This window comes from Mesorhizobium sp. B2-4-2 (genome assembly GCF_006442845.1).
Classification (GTDB): domain Bacteria; phylum Pseudomonadota; class Alphaproteobacteria; order Rhizobiales; family Rhizobiaceae; genus Mesorhizobium.
In genome coordinates, this window is the sequence record NZ_VFVM01000002.1 from 472,023 (window position 1) to 496,544 (window position 24,522).

The 24,522-nt window shown below is 63.7% G+C and carries 24 protein-coding genes; 10 read left to right on the plus strand and 14 right to left on the minus strand.

Annotated elements, in window-relative coordinates; translation table 11 throughout:
- Positions 1–14 precede the first annotated feature (14 nt).
- A complete protein-coding gene (locus tag FJ942_RS05980) occupies positions 15–560 on the plus strand; it encodes an adenine phosphoribosyltransferase (protein WP_140496033.1) in 546 nt (181 codons plus the stop codon).
- 44 nt (positions 561–604) lie between these two features.
- Here the strand turns inward: FJ942_RS05980 and FJ942_RS05985 are convergent, their stop codons facing one another.
- The 4 genes from FJ942_RS05985 to FJ942_RS06000 form a co-directional block, all read right to left on the minus strand.
- Complete coding sequence (locus FJ942_RS05985) at positions 605–1,066, minus strand: MaoC family dehydratase (RefSeq protein WP_140897344.1); 462 nt, start codon at positions 1,064–1,066, stop codon at positions 605–607.
- Entirely contained in the window at positions 1,063–1,533 is a 471-nt protein-coding gene (locus FJ942_RS05990; protein ID WP_140897345.1) for a MaoC family dehydratase, read from the minus strand. Before FJ942_RS05990 ends, FJ942_RS05985 begins: the two co-directional genes overlap by 4 nt.
- Positions 1,534–1,657: 124 nt before the next feature.
- The gene (gene corA, locus FJ942_RS05995) at positions 1,658–2,632 is read right to left on the minus strand and encodes a magnesium/cobalt transporter CorA (RefSeq protein WP_140516906.1); all 975 of its coding nucleotides are present in this window, start codon (positions 2,630–2,632) and stop codon (positions 1,658–1,660) included.
- Positions 2,633–2,900: 268 nt separating this feature from the next.
- On the minus strand, positions 2,901–4,235 hold the full coding sequence (locus tag FJ942_RS06000) for a solute carrier family 23 protein (protein WP_140556094.1): 1,335 nt from the start codon (positions 4,233–4,235) through the stop codon (positions 2,901–2,903).
- A 135-nt stretch (positions 4,236–4,370) separates the two neighbouring features.
- On the opposite strand from FJ942_RS06000, the gene guaD reads away from it, so the two are divergent.
- Positions 4,371–5,735, plus strand: a complete 1,365-nt coding sequence (gene guaD, locus FJ942_RS06005; RefSeq protein ID WP_140897346.1) for a guanine deaminase — start codon at positions 4,371–4,373, stop codon at positions 5,733–5,735.
- A 25-nt stretch (positions 5,736–5,760) separates the two neighbouring features.
- On the opposite strand, the gene FJ942_RS06010 is transcribed toward guaD, so the two are convergent.
- The 5 genes from FJ942_RS06010 to FJ942_RS06030 form a co-directional block, all read right to left on the minus strand.
- Positions 5,761–6,666 (minus strand): EamA family transporter, encoded by a 906-nt coding sequence (locus tag FJ942_RS06010; RefSeq protein ID WP_140524960.1) that lies wholly within the window; start codon positions 6,664–6,666, stop codon positions 5,761–5,763.
- Between the two features lie 143 nt (positions 6,667–6,809).
- Entirely contained in the window at positions 6,810–7,913 is a 1,104-nt protein-coding gene (ychF, locus tag FJ942_RS06015; protein ID WP_140496027.1) for a redox-regulated ATPase YchF, read from the minus strand.
- Positions 7,914–8,008: 95 nt separating this feature from the next.
- Complete coding sequence (gene pth / locus FJ942_RS06020) at positions 8,009–8,722, minus strand: aminoacyl-tRNA hydrolase (protein WP_140496026.1); 714 nt, start codon at positions 8,720–8,722, stop codon at positions 8,009–8,011.
- Between the two features lie 23 nt (positions 8,723–8,745).
- The gene (locus FJ942_RS06025) at positions 8,746–9,384 is read right to left on the minus strand and encodes a 50S ribosomal protein L25/general stress protein Ctc (protein ID WP_140496025.1); all 639 of its coding nucleotides are present in this window, start codon (positions 9,382–9,384) and stop codon (positions 8,746–8,748) included.
- A gap of 379 nt (positions 9,385–9,763) precedes the next feature.
- Entirely contained in the window at positions 9,764–10,798 is a 1,035-nt protein-coding gene (locus FJ942_RS06030) for a class I SAM-dependent methyltransferase (protein ID WP_140567070.1), read from the minus strand.
- Positions 10,799–11,119: 321 nt separating this feature from the next.
- Here FJ942_RS06030 and FJ942_RS06035 point away from each other — a divergent pair, with 321 nt between their 5' ends.
- The 7 genes from FJ942_RS06035 (at position 11,120) to FJ942_RS06065 (ending at position 18,179) form a co-directional block, all read left to right on the plus strand.
- Positions 11,120–13,090, plus strand: coding sequence for an EAL domain-containing protein (locus FJ942_RS06035; protein WP_140897406.1), 1,971 nt, complete (start codon positions 11,120–11,122; stop codon positions 13,088–13,090).
- Between the two features lie 174 nt (positions 13,091–13,264).
- Positions 13,265–13,483, plus strand: a complete 219-nt coding sequence (locus tag FJ942_RS28430) for a hypothetical protein (protein ID WP_181169813.1) — start codon at positions 13,265–13,267, stop codon at positions 13,481–13,483.
- Positions 13,484–13,532: 49 nt separating this feature from the next.
- Entirely contained in the window at positions 13,533–14,090 is a 558-nt protein-coding gene (gene msuE / locus FJ942_RS06045) for an FMN reductase (RefSeq protein WP_140649713.1), read from the plus strand.
- A 34-nt stretch (positions 14,091–14,124) separates the two neighbouring features.
- On the plus strand, positions 14,125–15,483 hold the full coding sequence (locus FJ942_RS06050) for an LLM class flavin-dependent oxidoreductase (protein ID WP_140897347.1): 1,359 nt from the start codon (positions 14,125–14,127) through the stop codon (positions 15,481–15,483).
- A gap of 24 nt (positions 15,484–15,507) precedes the next feature.
- The gene (locus tag FJ942_RS06055) at positions 15,508–16,356 is read left to right on the plus strand and encodes an ABC transporter permease (protein ID WP_140897407.1); all 849 of its coding nucleotides are present in this window, start codon (positions 15,508–15,510) and stop codon (positions 16,354–16,356) included.
- Between the two features lie 48 nt (positions 16,357–16,404).
- Positions 16,405–17,403: an ABC transporter substrate-binding protein gene (locus FJ942_RS06060; RefSeq protein WP_140897348.1), complete on the plus strand. Its 999-nt coding sequence runs from the start codon at positions 16,405–16,407 to the stop codon at positions 17,401–17,403.
- 17 nt (positions 17,404–17,420) lie between these two features.
- Positions 17,421–18,179 (plus strand): ABC transporter ATP-binding protein, encoded by a 759-nt coding sequence (locus tag FJ942_RS06065; protein ID WP_140897349.1) that lies wholly within the window; start codon positions 17,421–17,423, stop codon positions 18,177–18,179.
- Between the two features lie 40 nt (positions 18,180–18,219).
- Here the strand turns inward: FJ942_RS06065 and FJ942_RS06070 are convergent, their stop codons facing one another.
- On the minus strand, positions 18,220–19,443 hold the full coding sequence (locus FJ942_RS06070; protein WP_281406720.1) for an MFS transporter: 1,224 nt from the start codon (positions 19,441–19,443) through the stop codon (positions 18,220–18,222).
- Positions 19,444–19,594: 151 nt separating this feature from the next.
- Between FJ942_RS06070 and FJ942_RS06075 the strand changes: the two genes are divergently transcribed.
- On the plus strand, positions 19,595–20,464 hold the full coding sequence (locus FJ942_RS06075; RefSeq protein WP_140556082.1) for a helix-turn-helix transcriptional regulator: 870 nt from the start codon (positions 19,595–19,597) through the stop codon (positions 20,462–20,464).
- Between the two features lie 117 nt (positions 20,465–20,581).
- On the opposite strand, the gene FJ942_RS06080 is transcribed toward FJ942_RS06075, so the two are convergent.
- The 4 genes from FJ942_RS06080 to pgeF form a co-directional block, all read right to left on the minus strand.
- Positions 20,582–21,517 (minus strand): ribose-phosphate pyrophosphokinase, encoded by a 936-nt coding sequence (locus FJ942_RS06080; protein ID WP_019860650.1) that lies wholly within the window; start codon positions 21,515–21,517, stop codon positions 20,582–20,584.
- Between the two features lie 239 nt (positions 21,518–21,756).
- The gene (locus FJ942_RS06085) at positions 21,757–22,386 is read right to left on the minus strand and encodes a hypothetical protein (protein WP_140897351.1); all 630 of its coding nucleotides are present in this window, start codon (positions 22,384–22,386) and stop codon (positions 21,757–21,759) included.
- 43 nt (positions 22,387–22,429) lie between these two features.
- Complete coding sequence (locus tag FJ942_RS06090; protein ID WP_140897352.1) at positions 22,430–23,581, minus strand: Xaa-Pro peptidase family protein; 1,152 nt, start codon at positions 23,579–23,581, stop codon at positions 22,430–22,432.
- Positions 23,581–24,375, minus strand: coding sequence for a peptidoglycan editing factor PgeF (gene pgeF / locus FJ942_RS06095; protein WP_140897353.1), 795 nt, complete (start codon positions 24,373–24,375; stop codon positions 23,581–23,583). The genes FJ942_RS06090 and pgeF overlap by 1 nt, the downstream gene beginning before the upstream one ends.
- Positions 24,376–24,522 lie beyond the last annotated feature (147 nt).

The following is a 24,522-nucleotide window of genomic DNA, read 5'->3' on the forward strand; positions in this document are numbered from 1 at the left end:
CCCGGAGCCGCCTCATGAAACCTTCGCTCGAAGACACGCTGCTGGCGGCCATCCGCACCATTCCGGACTATCCCAAGCCCGGCATATTGTTCCGCGACATCACCACGCTGCTTGGCAATGCGCGCGCTTTCCGCCGCGCCATCGATGAGCTGGTGCATCCCTATGCCGGCGAGAAGATCGACAAGATCGCCGGCATCGAAGCGCGCGGCTTCATCCTCGGCGGCGCCGTCGCCCATCAGCTCTCCGCCGGTTTCGTGCCGATCCGCAAGAAAGGCAAGCTGCCTTATGAGACAGTGCGCGTCGCCTACAGCCTGGAATACGGGCTGGACGAGATGGAGATGCACAAGGACGGCGTGTCGCCGGGCGAGAAAGTGATCCTGGTCGACGATCTGATCGCCACCGGCGGCACGGCGGAGGCGGCGGTGAATCTCCTGCGCCAGATCGGCGCCGATATCCTTGCCGCCTGCTTCGTCATCGACTTGCCGGATCTCGGCGGCCGCGCCAAGCTGGAAGCGCTCGGCGTGCCGGTGCGGACGCTGATCGGGTTCGAGGGGCATTGAGAGAGCAGTTCTTCCTTCTCCCCCTGGGGAGAAGGAAGAGGCGCCTACTCCACCTTGACCAGCACGGCGCTCTCGAACTCCAGTACCTTGTCGCCGGTCGAATCGAAGGCTTCCGAGCGCAAGGTCAGCACCCGCCAGCCCGGACGTGAGGCGATCGCGCGGTGGGAAAGGGCGGTGCGGGTGAAGGTCACGGTCTGTCCGGCATAGACCGGCTTCAACCATTTCAGGTTCTTGAAGCCGGGCGAGGGGCCGAATTCGGGCGTCGGGCCGGGGCCGCTCCATTCGGCGCCCATGCGGGTTTCGAGGTTGAGCTTCATCCAGGTGGCGGCGGTGTGCCAGCCGGATGCACAAAGCCCGCCCAACACGCTCTTCTTCGCGGCGTCCTCATCGACGTGGAAGACCTGGGGGTCGTATTTGCGGGCGAAGGCCTTGATCGCCTCGGCTTCGAACGTATGCGAGCCCAGCGTAACGGTGGTGCCGACGCGGAAGAATTCGTCCAGCGTCATGCAAGGCTCCCCGCGGCATTGCGCATGAGGAACATGACGGAATTCTCGAGCTCGAACACGCTCTCGCCGCGCTGGTTGACCAGTTCGCTGCGCATGGTCACGAAGCCGAGCTGCGGCTTCGATTTCGAAGGGCGCTTGGCGAGGACGACGAGGCTGCCCTTGAGCGTGTCGCCGGCCAGCACCGGCTTCTTCCATTTGACCTGATCGACGCCGGGCGCGCCCTGGCAGGTCGAGTCCAGCAGGAAGGCATCGCACAGCATGCGCATGAACATGGCGCAGGTATGCCAGCCCGAGGCCGAGAGGCCGCCCAGGATGCTTGCCTTGCCGGCCTCCTCGTCGAGATGCATCGGCTGGGCATCGAATTCGCTGGCGAACTCGATGATCTCGGCCGCGCTCACCTGTTTGGTGCCGAGGTCGAACGAGGCTCCTTCGACGAAGTCCTCATAGGCCCATGTCTTTCCAGTCATGGCGTGGAATCCGGTTGCAGAACGCGCGATCCACATGGATCGGCAAACCCGGATGCAGGCCGGACGGCGTTTGGTCAAGCCCTTTCTGGTGAGCCAGCCGCGGGCGCCCGGCCGGCCGTTGCGATCATAACCAGCCGCGGCGGCGGAAATACCAGAAGGGCAGGATCGCCGACAGAACCATCATGGCGATCGCGAACGGATAGCCGAGCTCCCATTTGAGCTCGGGGATGACGTCGAAATTCATGCCGTAGATCGAGGCGACCAGCGTTGGCGGCAGAAAGATGACGGCGGCGACCGAGAAGATCTTGATGATGGCGTTCTGCTCGATCGAGATCATGCCGAGCGTGGCGTCGAGCAGGAAGGAGATCTTCTGCGACAGGAAGGTGGCGTGGTCGGCAAGAGAAAGCACGTCGCGCGACAAGGTCTTGATGCGGGCGCGGACGTCCTTGCTCATCTTGGCCTGGGTCGCGACATGGGCGAGGAAGCCGGCCAGCCGCTGCAAGGAGATCAGGCTGTCGCGCACGGAGGAAGCGATGTCCTCCTTGCGGCCGATGCCCTTCAAGAGTTCCTGGAAATCACGGTTGCGCTTCGACACCTTGGTCGATCGCGCCTCGAAAATATCGCGCGAGATCGCTTCGACGTCACGGCCGGCGCGCTCGAGGATGTCGGCGAGCCGGTCAACGATCGCTTCCAGCAGGCCGATCAGGATGGTGTCGCCGCTGGTGCAGCCGGTCGCCACCTTCTCGGCGCGCAAAGGGAAGGTCTTGAACGCTTTCGGTTCGTGATAGCGCACGGTGACCAGCCTGTTGCCGGCGAGTGCGAAGGTAACCGGCGAGATCAGGGGATCGTCGACGTCGGTCTGGGCGGGCAAGGTGGCGGTCATGAAGTAGGCGCCGTCCTCGATATAGAGGCGGCTGGAAATCTCGATCTCCTCCATCTCCTCGCGGGTCGGAATGGCGATGCCGAGCCAATTCTCGATTGTTGCCTCTTCGTCCTTGGTCGGATTGAAGAGATCGGCCCAGACGACCTTGTCGCCATTGGCCAGGAGATCGTCCGTGAGACGCAGGCGATCATTGTCCACGACGAAAGCCTTGATCATCGCCAGATCTCCCTGCCGGAAAGCGCGTTCGGATTGCTGCGTCGTATCGGATCGCACTAGCCTTCGTGCGCCGAGCCTGTGCCCGCCGCTTAGACTTGCGGCATGACAAAATCAAGACACGCCGGACTTGGGGCCGACACCAGGGGCGCTCAGAAAATTCGTCGAGCAGCCGGCAGCATGAAAGCTTCGACGGGTCGGGTCATCGACCGCGCTTCGGGCTTATCGTGGAGAGCAGGCCGGACCCGCGGGGGTCGGCCTGCGAATGTCCCTATCGGGCGCTCGGCAGGATCTGGTGCAGCACGATGGCCCAGACGGCGCCAAAGGCGATGGACGAGCCCAGAATGTACTGCACGATATCGGGAAGCGTCTTGACGAAATCCGGCGGCGCAAGCGTAGCAAACAGGGCCATCAGGATCGGCAGGCCGACGACCAGCATGTTCCTTTCCGTCAGCGGCGTGCCGCGCACGACGCGGAACCCGTTCATGGCGATGACGACGCAGAGCACGCCGAACACGCCGCCGATGACCGGGCCCGGGATCGAGGCGATCACCGCCGACAGTTTGCCGATCAGTCCGAACAGGACCAGGAAGATGCCTGCCGCGGCGAAAGCGGCGCGGCTGGCGATGCCGGTGATGGCGATGATGCCGGCATTCGACGAATAGCCGGTGACCGGCGTGCTGCAAAGCAGTGCGCTGACCAGGCAGCCGAGGCCTTCGCCGGTGGCGCCCCTGTCGAGCTGTTCATTCGACAGCGGCTTGTCGATAACGGCGCCGACCGCGAACCAGGTGCCGGTGGTTTCGGCGAGGACCACGATATAGACGATGAGCATCGTGAGCGTCGCCGAGAGCGAGAACGTCACGTCGAGGTTGAGGAAGGCGACGCGCGGCATCGAAAACCAGGTCGCCTCGGAGACCGCTCCCATGTTGAGTTGGCTCATGGAGGCGGCGGCCACGCAGCCGGCCACAAGTGCGATGATTACGGAGAGCAGGCGCAGCCAGGCGCCCTTTGCGCCGAGCGCCATGCCGGTCAGCATGCAGCCGACGAGCACCGCCGCCGCAACAAAGGCAAGGATGATATTGCCGCCGACGGTGGCAGTGCCGTGGACCGCGAACACGCTTTCGCGGAGTGCGACCGGCATCAGCGCGATGCCGACGACGATGATGATGGCGCCGCCGACGATGGGCGGGACAAAGCGGTCTACCAAGCGATGGAAGATTCCCGTGGGCGAACCGAGCAGCATGACCAGTATGGCGCCGGGAATGAGCGCTCCGATCACCGCGGAAAGACCGGCAATGCCGCCGCCGGCGCCGAAGGCGATAGCCAGCACCGCGCCGATCGGCACAAAGGACGGCCCCTGCACCACCGGCAGGCGCATCAGAAGCTGCGACTGGATCAGGGTGGCGATGCCCGCCGCGACGAAAGCCGACTGGATGAAGGCGCCGGCATCGCCCGCGCTGAAGGCCAGGACCGATGCGATGATGAACGGCACGATGTAAACATCCATCGCCAGCACGTGCTGGAGGCCGAGCAGGGCGGCCTTGCCCAGTGGCAGCGGATCGTCCGGCTGAGCAATCAAAGTGATTTCCGGTGCAGTGCGTTCCATGATGTCCCCTCTGGAATTTCCCGGCCGATCATGGGATCAGTCGGCGCCAAAGGACAGCGGCGCAAAGGTTTGCGAACTGTTTTCTTGCGCGCCATGCAATAACGGCCACACGCGCCAGCGCAACCGGAGCGATCCATGACAAGAGAGGCCTTCACGCTGCTTGGCACCGCCTTCCACACGCCGGAGCGCGGCCGGCTGGAGGTGCTGAAGGACCATCTGTTCAGCATCGATGCACAGGGACGGATCGCGGAGATTCTCGCACCCGGCCATCCCGAATACGCGGCGAGGAAGAGCGATGCCCGCCAGGCGGGCAGCCTAGTGGAGCTCGGCGAAGGCCAGTTCCTGCTGCCCGGCCTGATCGACCTGCACATCCACGCGCCGCAATGGCCCCAAATGGGCAAGGCACTGGACGTGCCGCTCGAGGTCTGGCTGCAAAAATATACGTTTCCGCTCGAGGCGCGCTATGCCGACACCGGCTACGCCCGCGAGGTCTATGCCGACCTGGTCGACAATCTTCTCGCCAACGGCACCACCACGGCGCTCTATTTTGCCACCGTCCATGTCGAGGCCAGCTTGGCGCTTGCCGAGATATGCCTCGAAAAGGGCCAGCGCGCTTTGGTCGGCAAGGTGGCGATGGACGATCCCGAGCAGTGCCCGTCTTTCTATCGCGATGCCGACGCGGCAAGCGCCATTTCCGACACCAGACGCTTCATCGAGGCGGTCAGATCGTTGGATACCGGCGAAAGACCGCTGGTCCGGCCGGTGATCACGCCGCGCTTCATCCCCAGCTGCACGGATGCGGCGCTGCAAGGCCTGGGCGAACTCGCAACGGAATTTAGCTGCCACGTGCAGACACATTGCTCGGAGAGCGATTGGGCAAGGCAATTCGTCGAGACGCGCTTTGGCTGCACCGACGCGGCGAGCCTCGACGGTTTCGGCCTGCTGACGCGCCACACCATCCTGGCGCATTCGAACTTCATCGACGGGCGGGATATGGACCTCATCAAGGGGAAGGGGGCTGGGGTTGCGCATTGCCCGCTGTCCAACTTCTATTTCGCCAATGCGGTGTTTCCGCTGCGCGACGCGCTTGACCGGCACATGCATGTCGGGCTCGGGACGGACATTTCCGGCGGCTACAGCCCGTCGCTCTTCGACGGCTGCCGGCATGCGCTGTCAGCCTCGAGGACGCTGCAGAGCGGCGTCCATGCCGGCATGGACGCAGCGCAGCGCGGCGCGCCCGGCGCGCCGATCACGCATCAGGAGGCGTTCTGGCTGGCCACCGCCGGCGGTGCCGAAGCGCTCGACCTGCCGACGGGCAGCTTTCGCGTCGGCCATGAATTCGACGCGCTGCTGATCGACACGACGGCGAAGGCCTCGAACATTCATGTCAGCATGGCGGACGACACGCTCGACGATGTCTTCCAGAAGATCGTGCTCAACGCGGCACGCGCCAACATCGCCGCTGTCTGGGTGAGTGGACGGGCGGTGGTGGGGCAGTAGCCACGTCGCAGTCTCAGATCGGGCCCTATGCGCGCGATGGTTCCTCGGTAAGAGATTGTTTTTGCACCTTCAGCAACATGTCCTTGGCAGCGATCACCGCGCCGACCGTGATCAGGACGCAAGCGAGCGCAACAGACCAGTGAAAGATACCGAATCCGGCCAGCAGCAGCACGATCACCGAGAACAGCGGCGCGGCATAGGAAAGCGCGCCCAGGATCATGATGTCTCCATGCTTGCAGCCATAGTCCCATGCGTAGAAGCCGGCGCCGAGCGGTATCACGCCTAGAATGACGATAGCGCTCCATTGCGTCATTGTCTGCGGCCAGACAGTGATCTCGAGCGCGAGATGGAGAGTGAAGGCCACGGCCGCGGTGATCAGGCAGTACACCGCCACCACATCGGTCGGCACCTGGCCGAAACGGCGCGACAGGACGGAATAACCGGACCAGACGAAGGCGCAGAACAGGGCAATGACGTGGCCCGGCTTCACGCCGTCAGCAAGGCCCACGCTGCCGCCTTTGGTGATGACGACGATGGCACCCGCCAGGCCGAGCATCACACCGGCTATGTGGTGAGACCTCAGCCGCTCTCCCGGCAGGAAAGCGGCGAAGACGACGATCAGCAATGGCCAGAGATAAGCAATCAGGCTCACCTCGACCGGCGGGGCGGACTGGATGGCGAAAAAGTACGCGCAGTGATAGATGCACAGCCCTGCCGTGCCGATTGCCCAGACCTGCCATGGCTGCCGCAGCGACTTGAGCGCCGACGGGCGGACAATCCAGCTGGCCGCCCCGACTGAGCCTCCCAGCAGAAACGTCATTGCCGCCAATTGAAAGGGCGGGATCGGCCCCGCGGCGGTCGAAAGCAGCGCGAGGAACGACCAGGTCAGAATGGCCGAGAAACCGATCAGGGTCGGGATGGTCCTTTTCATATGGTCCCCTTCCGCGTTCACTGAGCCAATAGCGGAAAGGCCTAGCGAGGGCAGCCCGTGCACGGCCTTACCCTGTCGGGAATGCGACCCGGCCTGGTCTGTTCACGCTCCGGTCTGTGGTCCCTGCGGAGATGACCGAAGGATCACGTATTAAACTTGAACAGCATGATGTCGCCGTCCTGGACGACATACTCCTTGCCTTCGTCGCGCGCCTTGCCGGCTTCCTTGGCCGCTACTTCGCCGCCCAGCGTGACGAAATCATTGTAGGCGATGGTCTGGGCGCGGATGAAGCCGCGCTCGAAATCGGTGTGGATGACGCCGGCGGCCTGCGGCGCCTTGGCGCCCTTGTGCACAGTCCAGGCGCGCGTCTCCTTCGGCCCGACGGTGAAATAGGTGATGAGCTGCAACAATTCGTAGCCGGCGCGGATCACCTTGTTCAGGCCGGGCTCGTCGAGGCCGAGCGAGGACAGGAATTCCATCTCTTCCTCGTCGGAGAGCTGCGCAACCTCGGCTTCGATCGCGGCCGAAATAACGACGGTGCGTGCGCCCTGCGCGGCGGCCATCTGCTCCACGGCCCTGGTGTGCTCGTTGCCGGTGGCCGCGTCAGCCTCGGCGACGTTGCAGACGTAGAGCACGGGATGCGAGGTCAGAAGGTTCAAGCCTTGCAGAATGCGCAGGTCTTCCGCCGAGATGCCGTTGAGCAGGATGCGGGTCGGCTTGCCTGCCTGCAGAAGCTCAAGCGCTGCCTCCATCATCGGCAGCACGGTCAAGGCTTCCTTGTCCTTGCCGGACGCGCGCTTGCGGAATTGCGCGATGCGGCGTTCGAGGCTCTCGAGGTCGGCGAGCATCAGCTCGGTCTCGACCGTCTCGGCGTCGGCGACCGGGTCGATGCGGCCCTCGACATGGGTGATGTCGTCATCCTCGAAGCAGCGCAGCACATGCACGATGGCATCGACCTCGCGGATGTTGGCGAGGAACTGGTTGCCCAGGCCTTCGCCCTTCGAGGCGCCGCGCACCAGGCCGGCGATGTCGACAAAGGAGATGCGGGTCGGGATGATCTCCTTCGACTTGCCGATCGCGGCGATCTTCTGCAGGCGCGGATCGGGCACCGCCACCTCGCCGGTGTTCGGTTCGATGGTGCAGAACGGGTAGTTGGCGGCCTGCGCGGCGGCCGTCCTCGTCAGCGCGTTGAAAAGCGTCGACTTGCCGACATTGGGCAAGCCAACGATGCCGCATTTGAAACCCATTTTGTCCGGTCCTATCGGGAATTTGAGATTTGGTGAGGGCTATGGGCGATAGGGGTGATGAACGTCAAGCCCTGTAACGCCGTATGGACCCGAGCTCAGTCCTTGTTGCCGAACAGCTTCTTCAGCATGGCGGCCATCGGGCCGCTCTCCGGCAGCTTGGCGGGCGCCTGTTGCGGCCGTGCCTGGCGGATGTGGCTTTGCTGCTTGGGCGCCGGCTTTTCCGGTTCCACGCCGGCCTTGCCCTGAAGGGCGAGGGCGGCCTTGTTCATGAAGCCGGATTCGTCGCCCTTGACGATCATCGCCGCGTTGTCGGCGACCGCGTCGAGCAGCGGGTCCAGCCAGTCGCGGTCGGTCTTGCCGAAATCGCCGAGTACATGATGCTGCACCATCTCCTTGACGCCGGGATGGCCGACACCGATGCGCACACGCCGATACGCGTTGCCGACATGGCCGTCGATCGAGCGGATGCCGTTGTGGCCGCCGGCGCCGCCGCCGGTCTTGATGCGCAGCTTACCTTCGGCAAGGTCGATCTCGTCGTAGAAGACGGTCAGCGCCCCGGGGCCGAGCTTGTAGAAGCGCAGCGCTTCGCCGACCGACTGGCCGGACAGGTTCATGAAGGTCTGCGGCTTGATCAGGATGATCTTTTCACCGCCGAGCGTGCCCTCGGCGATCAATCCCTGGAATTTCTTAGACCAGGGCGAAAAGGAGTGGCGGCGGGCGATCGCGTCCACCGCCATGAAGCCGACATTGTGCCGGTTGGCGGCATATTTCGCGCCCGGATTGCCGAGGCCTGCAAAGACAAGCGGCATCGTCAGCTCCGGGCGTGAAAAAGTTACTTCTCTTCGGCGGCGGGAGCCGCCTCAGGTGCAGCCTCGACCGTCTCTTCCGTCTCCGGCTTCATCGCCGACGAACCGGCGACGGTCGCGATGGTGAAGTCGCGGTCGGAGATGACGGGCTTGACGCCGGCCGGCAGCTTGACCGACGAGATATGGATCGAATCGCCTATGTCGGCGCCGGTGAGATCGACGGTAATGAATTCCGGGATCGCATTGGCCGGGCAGTGGAACTCGACCTCGTGACGCACGATGTTGAGCACGCCGCCGCGCTTGATGCCGGGCGACTTGTCCTCGTTGATGAAGTGGACAGGCACGTCGACATTGACCTCGGTGTCCTTGCCGATGCGCAAGAAGTCGACATGGACAGGGAAATCCTTGACGGGGTCGAGTTGGAAGTCCTTCGGCAGGACCTGGATCTTCTTGCCGTCGACATCGATCGTGGCGATCGTGGTCAGGAACCCGCCGCCGTGGATCTTGTAGTAGATGTCCTTGTAGGTGAGAGCGATCGCCAGGGGAGGCTGCTTGTCACCGTAAATTACTGCAGGCACTTTACCGTTGCGGCGAACTGCACGGGCGGACCCCTTACCGACCTGTTCGCGCGCTTCGGCCTTGAGCTCGTAAGTATCGTGGCTCATGGCACTTCCTTTCGCGTTGTTCTGGAGCGTTTGCGGTTGGCAATGGGCCTGGACCGTAAACGTCGAAAGCCGCCGGGTGAGGCGGCCTTCCGCCGCGTTGCCTCCAAGGGTGTCTACGCGGGTGGCGGCTCTATAGCGGAAGGCGGCCGGAGGTGCAAGCCAAAGGCAGTCATCCAAAGGCAACGGTCCAGGACGGGACGCCTCGCCCGGCCGAAAGCGCTCGAGGCTTCACGCCGGCGCCGGTCCAAGGTTGTCACTGGAGCGGTTCAGCGTCGATAGGATCGCCGACCCGCTCCAGTTCTTTGTCTTAGGCAATTGCCCGGGAAGGCGCTACGCACTTTCTCCGGGAAAACCGCTGCACATTTTTCCTGGAATTGCCCTATCCGCGCTTTTCGATGACGCCATACAGCACGTTGCGGTTTTCGCCAAAGAACACCTGCGCCTCGACGGTGTTGCGGTCGACGCTGGCATTGATGATGTTCCACATGTCGGCCTCGGAGCGCAGCAGCAGCACCCAGTCCATGAACGTTTCCCGATAGCCGGCGTCGGGATTGCCCTCGGCGTAGTTGGCAAAAAGGAACCTGCCGTTCGGCTTGAGCATCTGCAGGCAAGTCTTCGTGAGTTTCACGGCGACGTTGTGCTGGAGGTAGTCGTAAAGGCCGGAGGCGTAGATGAGGTCGAACTTGCCCAGCTTGTGGCCCCTGGTGAGCACGGTCCGCACCGAGCCGTCGACGGCCTCGACCGCGGTGCCCTGGAAGTCTCGCGCGATCAATCCAACGCTCTGGGGATCCTGATCGAGCGCAACCCAACGCTTGAGGCGGCCCTCAGCCAAGGCGGTCGAACGATTGGCCTCGCGCAGATGACCGGCGGCGATCGCCAGGACCTCGGCTTGCGGTCCGCTCTTGTCCGCCGTCTCGTCGACATACCGGGTCAAGAGATCGCGCCGTTCCCGCGCCGCCACGCAGGACGGTACGTCCTTGGTATGGCTGTAGAGTGCCTTCCCTGTGTCCGAGGCACCGGCCACGCTTTCGGCCACGTGCGGATCACAATAGATGTAGTCAAGCAACTGCGCGTCGCCGGAATAGCCCCTGGGCTTGGTGAATGACCACCGGGTGAGCGGGTCCTGGAGAAAGTAGTCAAGGATCGGATGGTTTTGCGCCACCGGTATCAACGACTGCCAAACGTCGGGGTGAACCTTGGCCCGCAGGGCGTTGAGATAGGACAGCAGGCGACGAACGATCTCGGCAGGGTCTTTCTCTTCCTCGACCTGCTGGTGTGTCGCGTGGAGAATGAGCGCGAGTTCCGCGCGGGCGGTTTCGAACGCCTCGCCGTGATGCTCCGGCTTTCTCCGAGGAAAACTGCCGGCAATCATCTCGGCAGTAATCAGGCTTTTGCCATCAAAGACACTTTGCACTCGAGCACTCCATAGTTAACAGTCAGTTAACTTATTGCGTACAATGCTCGATTTGCCAATGTCGTCCCGAACGCATTTTAACGGTATGCTTAATTTCCCGCCAACCATGTTCGCGCGTTAAAACCTGCCGCATTGGATTCCCGGCCTGAATTAACCGAAATTTGTTTCGCGCCGTTGCATTGTTGTGCGAGGTGCGCAGTCGCCGTCGCGTCCAAGGAGTTGGCCCGCGTGGGGGCAGAAGCCAAAAAAGAACTTGGAACGCAAAATCCCCTTCAACCAGGATTTGTCGAGAGCGAACGCGTGTCATCCAGACTGGCCGACATGGCGCATGTAGAGCCGTACGAAGCCCGCTACGAGCAGGGGCCCGACGAGCTCCGCGTCCTTTACCGAAGGGAAGCCCAGGCGAAGCGAAGACTGGAAGCCCGGCCTGGGCTTTGGATCGCCGTGGCCATCTATCTCCTGTTTTCGGCAACGGATCTGCTGCTAATCCCGGACGTGGCGGCCTATACGATCATGGCGCGCTTCGCCGTCGGCGTGACCGCACTGTCGATCCTGGAGGCGCAACTTCGCCGGGGAGTGGCCACGGAATGGCTCGACGTGACTTGCGCCGGGGCCATCATTTTCGGCTATATCGGCTGGTTGTTCCCGGCCTTTATGAGCGCGGACAAGGAAAGCGTCGCCTACTATATGGTATTCGGCACCATCTTCATGATGAGTGCAAATCTATTCTTCACATTCAGTTTCAATCTATCGATCGTGACATCAACCATCATCATGTGTGTCTTGTATGCCGTGAATTACTTTGTGCCCGCCACGGTAACATACAAGATGGTATTTGGCGCCTTCTACGTTTCATGTTTCACATTCACGTCCTATGTGAACTGGAAGCTGAACGAGGAGCGTTACAACGTCTTCCTGAACGCGCTGGAAGCCAAAATCCAGCACAAGGAAGCCACCGAACGCGGCAAGGCCCTGCTGCGGCTGTCGCGGACCGATCCGCTTACGGGTCTGGAGAATCGACGGGCGATCGATGAAAAGCTCAGGGACTACTGGGGGGAGTGGCAAAGGGTCGGTACCAGTTTCGTGGCGATGCTCATCGACGTGGACTTCTTCAAGAAGTTCAATGACTGCTACGGCCACCAGGAAGGCGACCGTTGCCTTATCCATGTCGCCAATGCCCTCCGGGATATGATCAGGGAATACAATGGCTCGATCGGCCGCTACGGCGGTGAAGAATTCATCGTCCTGGCCCGCATGGAGAACAAGGATCAGATCATAGATATCGCGGAAGCCATTTGCCGCACCGTCGAGAACCTGGCGCTTACCCACGAATTGCGGCGCGACGGTATCTCGGTTGTGACGGTAAGCGTTGGCGCTGCATTCACCAGGACGCAGACCGGTGCCAAGCTGGAGAAGATCATCCACGAGGCCGATCGCGCACTCTATCTCGCAAAGGCAGGCGGTCGAAACTGTGCCCGGCTGTTCGACCCAACCGATCCCCAGAGCAGCGACGAGAGCGAGAACATTGCGGCTTTGCTGAAGATCGCGATCGGCCAGGATCTCGTTTCACTCGTTTATCAACCTATCCAGGATGTCGCGACGGACCGGGTGGAAGCGGTGGAGGCCCTGATGCGCCTCAAAATGCTGGACGGCACATCGGTTCCGCCGAGCCTGTTCATTCCCGTAGCGGAGCGAACCGGCGCCATCCTGGAACTCGGGCGCTGGGCCATCAGGACTGTTTGCGCCGAGCTCCTGGCGCACGATCATGTGCGCGTGGTCAGCGTCAACGTCTCTCCGATCCAGCTCAAGACGCCCGGCTTCGCGGCGTCGGTCGCGACCATCCTGGGCGAGACCGGCGTCACCGGCAACAGGCTGGCCTTCGAGATCACCGAGGGGCTGGAGATGGAGATGCATTCGGACATTCTTCGCTGCATCAGCGACCTGAAGCTGCTGGGGATCAAGATCTGGCTTGATGATTTCGGCACCGGCTTCGCTGGCCTCTCGTGGCTTCGCCTGATCGATTTCGATACGGTGAAGATCGACCGCTCCTTCCTTCACGACTGCGCCACCCCGAACGGCAAGGCAATGCTCCAGGACATTGTCGCCCTGGTCCGAAACCGCGGCCACAAAATCCTGGTCGAAGGGGTGGAAACGGACGAGCAGATGGCTCTCATGCGCGAATTCGGCATCGACAAGGTCCAGGGTTTTCATGTCGGCCGTCCCGCTCCGGCCGGGAGTTTCCAGGTTAAACGGACCGTCAAGCGCCCATTCACCGTGCTGAAATCCGCCTGATCAGTCTTGGCTCAGGTCCCGCCGACCCGCACGGCGGGTCGTCGATTTGATCCTCGCCCCGCACAATCCACCGTCGGAACGGCTGCCAGGCGCGGGTGTGGCCAACGATCGCTCGTCAACGCCGCGCACAGCGCCTGGATCTCTCGGTTCAGGGCATCGAGTTCGGCCAGCGTCATGCCCGAGCGTTCGGTCGGGGTCTCATTCGGGCGTTGCAGTGGACGGGCAGCTTGCGGCGGCGGTCGGGTCGACCTGGATCTGTCGCTCGTCGGCCTGGCGTCCGAGAATGGCGACGCCCTTGGCCGGAACCGCGCATCTGCCGAACCACTGAAGGGCGCCGCGGCGCAAACTCAATCTCTCTATTCCGCCAGTTTTGAAATCTTCTCGCTCATTTAATTCTACAAAATCGGTAGTCTTAATGAATAAGGACCGCGAGGAGAGCCCGATGACGAACAAGCTGGTGGTGGGAATATCCGGCAACCTGACCCGCCCATCGAAGACCAAGGCCTTTATCAGCCATATCGCCGGCGAGACGGCGAACCGCATCGGGGCGACCTCGGCTATATACGACATTGAAAATCTCGGTCCGTCGCTGCCCGCGGCTCGGCGCCTCGGCGATCTCGATCCGGCGGCCCGCGCCATCATCGAACAACTGGTCGGCGCCGACGTGCTGGTCGCGGGGTCGCCGACCTTCAAAGGCAGCTATACCGGGCTCTTCAAGCATTTGTTCGATCTGCTCGATCCGTCGTCGCTGCGCGGAAAACCGGTCATCCTTGCCGCGACGGGCGGCGGCGAACGCCACTCGCTGATCGTCGAACATCAGCTGCGGCCGCTGTTCGGTTTTTTCGAGGCGCTGACCGTGCCGACCGCGATCTACGCATCGGACAGGGATTTCGCCGACGGCGTCCTGGTGTCGGAGGCCATCCATGCCCGCGCCCGGCAGGCGGTTGCCGAGGTTTCCCGCGTCGTCGGGTCGGCACGCAGCGTCGGCCTCGCCGCCTGAACTCCAAATGGTTTTCGAACAGAGGGACCCAGCCATGACCATCAAATCAAGACAGATCAAGCTCGGCGCCTTTCTACCCGGTGGCGGCCAGCATGTCGCCGCGTGGCGCCATCCCGACGCTCCGGCCGACGGCGCGACCAATTTCGAGTTTCACAAGCAGCTCGCGCTGACTGCCGAACGCGGCTTGTTCGATGCCTATTTCCTCGCCGACAACCTGACGGTCGGGCTTGGCGCCCGTGAAGGCGGCAACGCCAAGATCGCGGGTTTCGAACCGGTGACGTTGTTTGCGGCGCTGGCGCCGCTGACGACGCATCTCGGATTCATCGCCACGGCCTCGACCACCTATGAGGAGCCCTACACGCTTGCCCGCAAATTCGCCTCGCTCGACCTCTTGTCGAATGGCCGGGCCGGCTGGAACGTCGTCACCTCGGCGGGCGACGACACGGCGCGCAACTTCAACCGCGACATCCAGCCCAACCATGCCGAGCGCTACGCACGAGCGCATGAGCATGTCGAGACGGTCAAGGCGCTGTGGGACAGCTGGGAGGACGACGCCTTTATCCGCGACAAGAAAACGGGCCGCTTCTACGACAAGGACAAGCTTCACGACATCGACCACAAGGGTGAGCATTTCAGTGTCAAAGGGCCGCTCAACGTGCCCCGCCCGGTGCAGGGCCACCCCGTGGTCGTGCAGGCGGGCCAGTCCGAGGATGGGCGCAAGCTCGCGGCCGCCTCGGCCGAGGTCATCTTCACCGCGCATCAGAACCTTGCCTCCGCGCAGGAATTCTATCGCGACATCAAGGCCCGCGTGGCGGCGGCCGGCCGCGATCCCGAACAGGTGCTGATCATGCCGGGCGTGGCGCCCTTTGTCGGCCGCACCGAAGAAGAGGCGCGAGCCAAGTATCAGCAATTGAACGACCTGATCCTGCCCGAGGACGGCGTCGCGCTGCTCAACGGACTTGCCGGGCAGACGCTCGATCTCAGGGGCTATCCGCTCGACGGACCGCTGCCGCCGAGCCGCGAAACCGAAGGCATGAAGAGCCGCCAGGCGCTGATCCGCCAGATCGCCGACGAGCACAACTTCTCCATCCGCCAGCTCTATCAATGGGTCGCGACCGCACGAGGCCACTACACCGTGATCGGCAGCCCCACCCAGGTCGCCGACCAGCTGGAGGAATGGTTCAGCAACGAAGCCGCCGACGGGTTCAACATCCTGCCGCCATGGCTGCCCGGCGCGCTAGACGATTTCGTCGACCTGGTGGTCCCCGAATTACAGCGGCGCGGCCTGTTTCGTACCGCTTACGAGGGCAGGACGCTGCGCGAGAATCTTGGCCTCAAGCGGCCGCAGAACCCCTGGACGGTTGCCCGTTCGACCGTGCTCGCCGCCGAATGATGCGTTGAAGCGAAAGGCATGACGATGACTTTGCAGCACATTGAACGGCCGACCGGCATCGGCGCGCATGAAAACGGCAACGGGCTCGGCGCCGATATTCTGAGCCTGGCTGGCCGAACCCTGGCGCGTCTGCTGTCGCGCTATGGCGTGCTTCTGGGTTTCCTGGCGCTCTGGCAGGCGGCGGCGAGTGGCGGCTGGGTCAATGCCGCGGTGTTGCCGCCGATCGACATGATCGTCGTAGCGCTCTGGAAGGGCCTCGCCGGGGGCAGCCTGCTCGGCGACATCGCCGTCAGCCTGCAGCGCGCCGGCCTCGCCTTCGCCGCGGCGGCTACGGTCGCCATCCCGCTCGGCCTCGTCATGGGTCAGGTCCGCAGCGTCGAGACGGCGCTCGATCCGATCCTGCAACTGTTCCGGCAGACCTCGGCACTGGCGCTCTATCCCGTCTTCATCCTGCTCCTGGGGCTAGGCGAAGCCTCCAAAGTGTTCGTCATCTTCTGGGCGACGCTGTTTCCGCTGCTGCTCAACACGATCAGCGGCGTCAAGGAGGTCGATCCGAAGCTGCTCGAAATGGCGCGCGTCTACGGCGCCCGGCGGCTGACCATATTCCGCCGCGTCGTGCTGCCGGGCGCCGTGCCTTCGATCTTCGTCGGGTTGAGGCTCGGCGCGACCACCGCGCTGCTGTTGCTGATCGCCTCGGAAATGATCGGCGCCAACAAAGGCATCGGCTTCCAGGTGATGAACGCGCAGTACAATTTCCAGATCCCGCTGATGTTCGCGTCCATCGTCATCCTGGCCGCGCTCGGCCTGATCGCGAACCAGGTGCTGGTCAGCCTGCAGCGGCGGCTTTGCCGCTGGAGCAGTTCCGCCGGCTGAACAGCCGCCCCCATCATCGTCATTTTTTGAAAAGTGAAAGGCCGGATCATGACCATCACACGCCGCTCCCTGCTTCTGCGCGCTCCTCTTGCCGCCGGCATCATCGCCGTCGGGCTACCGTCGATCGCGCGCTCGCAGGCCGCTTCCGTCAAGATACGCTATCTCGCCAGCCGCGGCAGCATCTCTCCGCATGAGCTCGCCGACCAACTCGGCTACTTCAAGGGCCTCGGCATCGAGCTCGAGAATGTCGGCTATGCCGGCGGCGGCCCGGAATCGCTGTTCGCGCTCGCCTCCGGCAGCGTCGACCTGGGTTCGGCCGCCACGCCGGCCGTGATCAACTCGATCGCCGGCGGCAACGACTTCGTCGCCGCCTATCCGAGCAACGGCATCAACAGCCAGGTCAAAAGCGTCTTCTATGTGCTGGAGGACAGCCCGATCAGATCGATCGCGGACGTCGCCGGCAAGACGATTTCGGTCAACACGCTCGGCGCCCATCTCGATTACGCGGTGCGTGAGGCGCTGCACAGCGTCGGCCTGCCGCCGGACGTCGCCAAGCTCGTCGTGGTGCCCGGGCCGCAACTCGAACAGACGTTGCGCTCGCATCAGGTCGATGTCGCCGGGCTCGGCTACTGGCAGGCGACTTTCGCGGGCGCCCTTGTGGCTAATGGCGGTGTGCGCGGCGTGTTCAACGACGCCGACGTGCTGGGCGAGATCGCGGGCGGCTTCGTCGTGCTGCGGCGGGATTTCATCGCCGCCAATCGCGACGCCGCCAAGAACTTCGTCGAACAGTCCGCGCGTGCGGCCGACTGGTCGCGGCAGAATCCCGACGAGGCCCGCGAGGTGCTGGCCGAAATCCTCGACAAACGCGGCGAGAACGGCGAACTGGCGCGCTACTGGACGGGTTTCGGCCTGCGCGAAAAGGCGGTGGCGACCGACCGCGACATCGACTTCTGGGTGGCTGTGCTCGAGCGCGACGGCCGCCTGCCGAGAGGCAAGCTCAAGGCTGCCGACATCCTCTACCGGCCAGGCGAAAGCAAGACCAATTGAGCAAGGAGGCACCCAGCATGGCCACAGCACGCGGCGAGGTCACGATCCGCGACCTGTCGAAGTCCTTTGCGCTCGGCGGGCGCTCGCTCGCCGTGCTGCGTTCGCTCAATCTCGACATCCGCTCCGGCGAGTGCCTGGTCATTGTCGGCGCCAGCGGATCGGGCAAGACGACATTGCTGCGCATCCTTGCCGGGTTGGAAACCGCCGACCAAGGCGCCGTTGCGATCGACGGCAAGCAAATCGAGGGCGTCGGCGCGGAGCGGGCGGTGATCTTCCAGGAACCGCGCTTGCTGCCCTGGCTGAGCGTGCTTGGCAATGTCGCCTTCGGCCTCGAAGTTCGCGGCGTGCCCAAGGCGCAGGCCGAGCAGAGGGCGCGCTTCTACATAGCGCTGGTCGGTCTTGCCGAGTTCAGCGATGCTTACCCGCGGCAGCTTTCGGGCGGCATGGCGCAACGCGTCGGCATCGCCCGGGCTCTGACGGTGCAGCCCGAGATCCTGCTGCTCGATGAGCCGCTCGGCGCCCTCGACGCCATGACCAAGATCTCCATGCAGGAGGAACTGGCGCGCATCTGGAGCGAGGAAAACGTCACCATGGTCATGGTCACCCACGATCTGGAGGAGGCGATCTATCTGGCCGACAGAGTGCTGATCCTGCCCAAGGAGAAGGGCGGCGCGGCGCGTCTGATCACCGTCGACCTGCCGCGCCCCCGTGATCGCAGCGAAAGCCGCTTCGTGCGCCACCGTGAAGAGTTGCTGCGCGAATTCGGCCTGCACTGAGGCCTCGACGCGCTCGCACGTGTCGAGACGCTTTCCCAGGCTAGGCCTTTCGTGCTTCCTTCATATTGGGCAGGAACACCGTCAACAGGCCCAGGAACGGCAAATACGAGCAGATCTGGAAGACGAAGTCGATGCCCTTCATGTCGGCCACGATGCCGAGCACGGCTGCCGCTATGCCGCCGACGCCGAAGGCGAAGCCGAAGAAGATGCCGGCGATCATGCCGACGCGGCCCGGCACCAGTTCCTGCGCGAAGACGACGATGTTGGAGAAGGCCGACGACAGGATCAGGCCGATCAGCACCGTCAGCACCATCGTCCATTCCATGTTGGCGTAGGGCAGCGCCAGCGTGAAGGGCAGCACGCCGACGATGGAAAACCAGATCATCGCCTTCTGTCCGTAGCGGTCGCCGAAGGGACCGCCGAGCAGGATGCCCAGCGCCGAGGCGCCGAGGAACAGGAACAGCATGACCTGCGACATCTGCACCGAGACGCCGAACTTATGGATGGCGTAGAAGGTGTAGTAGCTGGAGAGGCTGGCGATGTAGGCGTTCTTGGTCAGCACCAGCAGCGTCAGCACGGCCAGGGCCCCCATCACCTTGCGGCGCGCGAAGGGCGAGACGAAACTGGACGTCTTGCGGTTCGCCTGCGTGGCGCGCAAGCGGCTGTACCAGCCGCCGACCTGCCACAACACGACGATGCCGATCAGCGAGCCGACGGCGAACCATGAAATGCTGGTCTGGCCGAAAGGCACGACGATAAATGCCGCCAGCAGCGGTCCCATGGACTGGCCGAAATTGCCACCGACCTGGAACAGCGACTGCGCCAGGCCGAAGCGGCCGCCTGAGGCGAAGCGGGCGATGCGCGAGGATTCCGGATGGAAGATCGCCGAGCCGATACCGATCAGCGAAGCGCCGATCAGGAGCAGCGTGTAGTGGCCGGCATAGGCAAGCACGATCAGGCCGATCAGCGAGGAGGCCATGCCGTAGGGCAGGGAATAGGGCATTGGCCGCTTGTCGGTGATCATGCCGATCACCGGCTGCAGCAGCGACGCGGTCACCTGGAAGGTGAAGGTGAGAAGGCCGATCTGCCAGAAATCGAGGCCGTAATTCTCCTTCAACAGGGGATAGATGGCCGATAGCAGCGACTGCATGATGTCGTTGATGCAATGGCAAAAACTCACCGCCAGGATGACGGTGAAGGCCGTCGCCTGGGCTGAAGCATGGCTGGCGGTCGCGGGAGGGGCGACGGCTGTCGTATCGGTCAAGGTAGGCTCCGTAGTCTTTTTGGCGGGCATACCCGCGGGCAAGCTGGCGGACGCTCCTGCGGCCGCCTTGGGAACGGATGGCTTATAGGCTGCTTGCGGGACGACTTCTTTCGTGGTTTGGTCCAATAGTTTCGCAAGTGGGCCATAGCTTATGCCGCACGGCAGGGAAATTTTTCACGCTGGTAGTGCCGACCTCGAGCAGTTGCACGAGCGCCGCTGGCTATGGCTGGAGCAAGTGGCCGGGCCGGCGGTGGCGTTGCCGACCGAATATCCCGACGGCTACCATGTGCCGCGGCACCGCCACAGCCGCAGCCAGTTGCTGCATGCGCTGGTCGGTGTCGTGCTGGTGACGACGCGGCACGGGCGCTGGATGGTGCCGCCCGATCACGCCATGTGGATTCCCGCGGGCACCGAGCATTCCGTCGAGATGCTGGGCGATGTCTCGATGCGCTCGGTCTATGTCATGCCGGGAGCGATCCCCGGACTGCCGGAAGGCTTGCGCGTCGTCGGCGTCACCGACCTGATGCACAGCCTGATCGTTGAATCGGAAAAACTGCCGCAAGGCGGCGTGCTGGAAGGGCGTGGCGGGCTGATCATGAATCTCCTGCTGCACGAAATTCCGACTTTGCCGGAGCGGCCGCTTGGCCTGCCGTTCCCCTCCGATCCCAGGCTGGCGGCGCTGTGCCGGCGTTTCGTGGCGGCACCGTCGCCGCGCGCGACGATCGACGAGTGGGCGGACGCCGCCGGCATGAGCCGACGCTCCTTCACGCGCGCCTTTCATCGCCAGACCGGACTGTCGCTGTCGACATGGCGCCAGCAAGCATGCCTGTTCGCGGCGCTGCCGAGGCTCGCCGATGGCGAGCCGATCACCCGGGTGGCGCTCGATCTCGGCTATGACAGCGTGCCGGCCTTCATCACCATGTTCAAGCGCATGCTGGGTGCCTCGCCGCGCGGCTATATGCGCGGCGCGCGAGATGCCGGCGAAAACCCGCGGCGCATAGGCGGTCCGATCGCCGCTTGAGGCATGCCGATGGCATCAAGCTGATGCGCCAACCTTCGGTCTAAGGTCCATTTGCAGGAGCACTGATTGCACGTTGTAATCGGTTTTGCTGCGCTACGCGCCCGCCGGGATCGACAACTAGTCGAACAGGCTCGACACCGATTCCTCGGTTGCCGTGCGCGAGATGGCTTCGCCCATCAGGTCGGCGATCGAGATGACGCGGATATTGGGGGCGTCGAGCACGCCCTGGGTCGGCTGGATGGAATCGGTGATCACCAGTTCCTGCAGCTTGGAGCCGCTGATGCGGGCGACCGCGCCGCCCGACAGCACGCCATGAGTGATATAGGCGGTGACGCTGGTGGCGCCGTTGGCCAGCAGCGCATCGGCGGCGTTGCACAGCGTGCCGCCGGAATCGACGATGTCGTCGATCAGCAGGCAGTCCTTGCCGGCGACCGCGCCGATGATGTTCATGACCTCCGATTCGCCGGGACGCTCGCGGCGTTTGTCGACGATGGCGAGCTGTGCGTCGAAGCGCTTGGCCAGCGCGCGTGCACGCACCACGCCGCCAATGTCGGGCGACACCACGACGACGTTGCCGAGCTGCTTGTATTTCGCTTTCACATCGCGGGCCATGACCGGCACCGAGAACAGATTGTCGGTCGGAATATCGAAGAAGCCCTGGATCTGGCCGGCGTGGAGGTCGAGCGTGAGCACGCGGTCGACCCCGGCGCGGGTGATCATGTTGGCGACCAGCTTGGCCGAGATCGGCGTGCGGCCGGAGGCGCGGCGGTCCTGCCTGGCATAGCCGAAATAGGGGATCACCGCCGTGATGCGCTTGGCCGACGAGCGCATGAAGGCGTCGATCATGATGAGCAGTTCCATCAGGTGATCGTTGGTCGGAAAGGAAGTCGACTGCAGGATGAAGACATCCTCGCCGCGCACGTTTTCCTGGATCTCGACGAAGATTTCCTGGTCGGCGAAGCGCCTGACGCTGGCCTTGCCCAGCGGGATGTTGAGATAGCGGGCGACCGCCTCGGCCAGCACCCTGTTGGAATTGCCCGCGAAGAGTTTCATGCACCGTTCCTGGTGGAGGATGGAGAGCCCCAACAGACTCGCCTACGCCCTTTAACCGGGCTTTTAGCGGCCCGCGCGGCTATTGCAAGCACCGTGATTGGAAATCCGCCGGCTAATCCTGGGAAATGTTCGCGCCATCGCGTATGGGCAACACCGGGCAGCGGACCCGGCGCCGCTGCTCCTTCCCCTTGTTCAAGCATCGGATTTCCCCGCGGCCGTTTCCATTCGGGTCCGATGGTCTAGCCCGCCTTGCCGCCGAGCCATGCCGCGAACTGGTCGATGGTCTGGTCGGCGATCGCCTGCATGGTGGCTGGCGCCACCGCTTTCCAACTGTCGCCGCCCGCGCTGGCGCCGGAATTGGCCGAAGCCGCCTTCTGCTGGCCGTTGATGCGATGCAGGCGGTTGCCCGAGGGATCGTAGACGTCCCACACATAGATGACGGTGGTGTCCTTGCCTTCGGAGATCACCGAGAAATAGCCTTTGAGCACATGGGTCGCGGTCTGGTCGGCGCTGCCGGCCAGCGTGATGCCGCGCTGCCTAGCGCGCGTCTGCAACTCCGCCGTCAGCGGCGTCGCCGCTTCCACCGAAGCGCCGACGATCGGCGCGATCTGCAGGCGCGTCCTGGCAAGGATTGCGGCTGTCTGTGCGGGCGTGGCTGACGTCGTGGTCGTTGCTGGAGCGCCCGCCGCGGTCGTGGCAGGGCCAGCGGGCGCCGGGGTGGCGGCGCTGCCCTGGGCTGCCGGCGTGGCCGGCGCCGCGGCCGTGGGCGGGGTGATGGCGGAGGGTTCGAGGACGTCTTTTGCGTTGGTGCAGGCGGCGAGCGCCAGGACCACGAGCAATGACACGGTCGTCAGCTGCGATCGTCTCATTTGCCTTCTAACTCCTTGGCGAAGAACGCCTCCCATCGTGGATTCACTGTACGATCAAGTCGAGATCATGGCGGGAAAGCGGCTTCGGCTGTGATTCGGTCGTGAGATAGGTGCGGCCAAGCGTCATCGCCGTCTCGGTTTCGGAATCCATGATGATCATGTGGGCGAACAACGTCATGTTCGGCGCGATCGGCTCGGGATTGCCCTGGTAGAACATCGGCATGTCCATCCAGGACGGGGTGAAGCGGGCGCCGACCGAGTAGCCGCAGGCATTCAGCCGATGCTTGGTCAGTCCACGCGCCTCCATGACACGGGCATGCGCGTCGAACACGTCGCCGAAACTGTTGCCCGGCGTCATCGCCTTCTCGACCGCCAGCAGCGCGGCACGGGCCGCGTCGAACAAGTCCTGGTGACGCTTCGAGGCCTTGCCGGTCAGCACCGTGCGCATCATCGGCGCATGATAGTGATGAAAGACTCCCGCCCATTCGAGCGTCAACTGGTCGTTCTTGGTGAGCTTGCGGCGGCCGGCCTTGTAGCGGCACAGCAGTGCGTCGACGCCGGAGCCGATGATGAATTCGTTGGCCGGATAGTCGCCGCCGCCGGCAAAGATCGCGCCTTGCATGGCGGCAAGGATCCGCGCCTCGTCACCGCCCTGCTTGATCAGCGGCAAGGCCGCATCCAGCGCGTCGTCGGCCAGGTTCGCCGCCTTCTCGGCCTTGGCGATCTCGGCCGGGCTCTTGAACAGGCGCAGCCGACCGACGATGCCGGACGCATCGGCGATCTGGCCGAAGGTCTGCAGCTGCTCGTCGAGGCGGCGGCCATTATAGGCGGTCAGCCCATGAGTGTCGTATTCGACCCCGATGCGGGCGCCGAGCAGGTCGAGCTCGTTCAGCAGATTGCGCAGGTCGACGGCCGGATTGGCGCCATCGCGATCGGTCCACAGCACGATGTTGTCGATGATTGAGGTGTGGCGCGCCTGACGCAGGTCGGCCGAGCGGGTCAGCAACACCATGGACCCGTCGGCTTTCACCACCAAGCACTGGAAGAAGCAGAAACCGAACGTGTCGTAGCCGGTCAGCCAATACATGCTTTCCTGCGCGAAGAGCAGGATGGCGTCGAGCTTCTTCTCGGCCATCTCGATCACCAGCCGGTCGCGGCGCGCGTCGAATTCGGATCGTTCAAAATGCAGCGCCATTATTCACTCTCCAAAACGATTGCCGATATCTGCCGGCCGTAATCGGGTTCCTTGCGGTGCGTCGTGCGCCGGTAGGAGTAAAACAGATCTTCCTCGGCATAGGTGCAGCGGCCGAGACCTTGCGCGATCACACCCGCCCTGTCGAGCCGGTCCACCGTGTAGCGGTTGAGGTCGAACATCGAATGACCGGGATTCGCCGAAGGCGCGAAATATCTGTCATTTTCGCCATCGGCCTCGACGAAGCGGGCGACGAATTCAGGCCCGACCTCGTAGTTTTCCGGGCCGATCGAGGGGCCGAGCACGGCGACGATGTTTTCACGGCGAGCGCCGAGACTTTCCATGGCGGCAATGGTGTTTTCGAGCACCCCCGTGAAGGCGCCTTTCCAGCCGGCATGCGCCGCGCCGATGATGCGCGCCCCGGCATCCGCGAACAGCACAGGGCCGCAATCGGCGGTCGAGGCGCCGATGGCGATGCCCGGCCGGTCGGTGACGATGGCGTCGGCCTTGGGACGCTCGCCTGCAAAGGGTCCCCTGGCGACGACGACATCAGGCGAATGGATTTGCCAGGCGGTCAGGAGATGGTCCGCCGGCACGCCCATCCAGGCGGCGACACGGCGGCGGTTCTCGGCGACCAGCGCCTGGTCGTCGTCCGAGCCAGTGCCGACGTTGAGGCCCTGATAGATGCCGGTCGAGACGCCGCCGACGCGGGTGAAATAGCCGTGGCGGATCCCTTGTGCCTGCGCCTGGTCCAGCAGCGGCGACCGCACGGGATCCGGTTTGGTCTGATTCAGCATGTGGGCGTTGTTGTCCGTGTGGGCGGTTTCGTCAAGAAAAAGTCCGAAGCGAGACGGCCGGCGTTCAGCCGCTCTTTTACCGGACGGGAGATTGGGAGGGGTGACGGTGAAAAGTCAATCCGGCGTGGCGAAGGGGCAACGCAACGA